The organism is Kitasatospora sp. NPDC127111 (assembly GCF_042677465.1).
Classification (GTDB): domain Bacteria; phylum Actinomycetota; class Actinomycetes; order Streptomycetales; family Streptomycetaceae; genus Kitasatospora.
On the sequence record NZ_JBHXTG010000108.1, the window covers coordinates 3,126 to 5,801 of the forward strand.

2 protein-coding genes are annotated in these 2,676 nt (G+C 77.5%); both read left to right on the top strand.

The window, feature by feature from the left end; translation table 11 throughout:
* Window positions 1-206: 206 nt before the first annotated feature.
* Window positions 207-1,577 (top strand): MFS transporter, encoded by a 1,371-nt coding sequence (locus tag ACFVHB_RS37460; RefSeq protein WP_380331657.1) that lies wholly within the window; start codon window positions 207-209, stop codon window positions 1,575-1,577.
* Complete coding sequence (locus tag ACFVHB_RS37465) at window positions 1,574-2,533, top strand: GNAT family N-acetyltransferase (RefSeq protein ID WP_380331660.1); 960 nt, start codon at window positions 1,574-1,576, stop codon at window positions 2,531-2,533. Before ACFVHB_RS37460 ends, ACFVHB_RS37465 begins: the two co-directional genes overlap by 4 nt.
* Window positions 2,534-2,676 lie beyond the last annotated feature (143 nt).

Here is a 2,676-nt window from a genome sequence, read left to right on the forward strand (position 1 = left end):
TAACCAACACGGGTGGCCGTGTTTTTTTGGGGCCGGTTCGGGGCCTACCGCCTGCGGTGACCCGGCGTCGGGGTGGTGGTGCGGCCGGCCCCGGCCGCACCACCCCGCTCCCGCCCGTCCTCCCCATCGCCCACCTCCCCGTAGCCGACCTCGACCCGGAGCCCCGCCATGCCCCCGCAACCCGCCCCTTCCCCTCCGGAGGCGCCATGACGACGTTCCTGCTCATCTGGGCCGGCCGGCTGGTCACCGCACTCGGCTCCGCCGTCTCCGGCTTCGCCCTCGGCCTGTGGATCTACCAACGGACCGGCTCCGTCACCCAGTTCGCCACCGGCCTGCTGCTCGGCTTCGCCCCGGGCATGCTGGCCGCCCCGGCCGCCGGCGTCCTCGTGGACCGCCACCGCCGCCGGACCGTCCTGCTCTGCGCGGACGCGGCGGCCATGCTCGCGGCCGTGGCGATGGCCGCCGCCGAGGCGACCGGCCACCTGGCCGTCTGGCAGGTGTACGCGACCACCGTCGTGGAGTCCTGCTGCGCCGCCTTCCAGTGGCCCGCGCTCGCCGCCGCCGTCACCGGCATGGTCCGGCCCGAACAGCGCGGCCGGGCCGGCGCGATGACCCAGACCGCCCTGGCCGGGGCCCAGTTGCTCGGTCCGATGCTCGCCGCCGTGCTGCTCGGCGCGGGCGGGCTGCGCGCCGTCCTGCTGACCGACGTCGTCTCGTTCGCCCTGGGGCTGCTCACCCTGCTGGTCGCCCGCTTCCCCGAGACGACCGGCGACCCGGACCGCCCCCGCCCACCGGGGCGCACCGGCCACGGCGGGCAACACCGCGGCTGGCGCGCCGAGTTGGCCGAGGGCCGGCAGCTGCTCACCGGCCAGCCCGGCCTGCGGCACCTGCTCCGCGTGGTCACCGTGCTCAACGCGGCCGAGGCCGCCGCCACCGCGCTGTTGCTGCCCCTGGTACTGGCCGGCACCCCGGCCGCCGAGCAGAACGCCGCGGTCGCCATGGTCAGCACCGCCGGAGGCCTCGGTCTGGCGGCCGGCAGTGTCGCCATGTCGATCTGGTCCGGTCCGCGCCGGCCGCTCGCCTGGGTCACCTCGGCCACCGTCCTCAGCGGCGGCGCCGTCCTGACGGCGGGCCTCCACCCGCGCCCCGGACTCCTGGCGGCGGCCGCCTTCGCGTTCTTCCTCGGCCTGCCGGTGGTGACCAGCTGCGCCCAGGTGCTCTGGCAGTCCGCCGTGGCCGCCGAGGCGCAGGGCCGGGTCTTCGCCCTGCGGCGGATGTTCACCCAGGGCGGCACCCTGCTCGGCTACCTGCTGGCCGGGCCGCTCGCCTCCCGGGTCTGCGAACCGCTGGTGGCCCCCGGCGGCCCGCTCGACTCCACCCTGGGCCGCCTCCTCGGCACCGCCAGGGACCGCGGCAGCGCCCTGCTGCTCTGCTGCACCGGCCTGCTGCTGGCCGCCACCGGCCTGGCCGGGCGCCGCCACACCGTCGAAGCCCTTCCGCCCCCGGGACCGGTCGAGTGCGATAGAACCGCCCTGACCAGGATTCCCGTCAACTCCCCCGATTCGGAGCCGTTGTGATCCTCCGTCCGACCATCCCGTCCGACCTCGGCCGCGTCCTCCCGCTGATCGCCCCCGACCCGGCCACCGGCCTGACCGCCGACGCCTACCGCACCCGGCTCGCCGACGGCGAGTACCGTCCCGAGTGGACCTGGATCGCCGAGGACGCCCCCGACGGCACCCCGCTCGCGGTCGCCGTCTGGTGGGGCGACCCGGACGGCCGCCTTCCCGACGCCCTGGACGGCGTGTTCGTCCACGACTCGGTGCGGACGGCCGCCGCCCGCACCGACCTGGCCGCGGAGCTGCTCACCGCCGCCCACGCGACCTACGCCGCGGCCGGCGCGGACGCCGCCCCGGAGTACCACCTCGTCCTGCCCGGCGACTGGCGCGACCGTCCCGGGACGGTCGCGGCCGTGGCCTGGCGCCGGGAGGCCGCCCGGCGGGCCGGACTCCCGGTGGGGCTGGAACGCCTGCGCTACGAGTGGACGCCCCCGGCCGGCCTCCCCGAGCCGTCCGGCCGGCTCCTCCTCCACCCCGAGCCCGACGACGAGGTCTTCGTCGAGCTGTTCCGCCGGGTCCTGGTCGGCACCCTCGACACCGACTCCCGCAAGGAGGCCGAGCGGCTCGGCGCCGAGGCCCAGGCCCGCTCCGACGTCGCGTTCTACCGCGACACCATGCTCGGCGAGCGCTCCTGGTGGCGCGTCGCCCGCACGCCCGAGGGCGAGCCCGTCGGCTTCGGCATCCCCTCCCGCAACCACGCCTCCCCCGTCGTCGGCTACCTGGGCGTCGTCCCGGAGCACCGCGGCCGCCGGTACGGCGACGACATCCTCGCCGAGATCACCCGGATCCTCGCCGCCGAGACCGCGCCCGAACGCGTCCGCGCCGACACCGACCTCACCAACACCCCGATGTCCGCGGCCTTCGACCGCCTGGGCTACCGCAACGACACCCGCCGCCTGGTCCTCTCCCCGCACTGACCCCGCGGCCGCGGCGACCGGCCGGCCCGCGGGAACGCCTGCGGGGCCGGCGGGCGGGGGGACCGCCCGCGGCCCCGGGGGAGGGTGGCCCCCCGGCCCGGCCACGCGCGGGCCGGGGGGGGGGCACCCCCGGTGGAGGATAA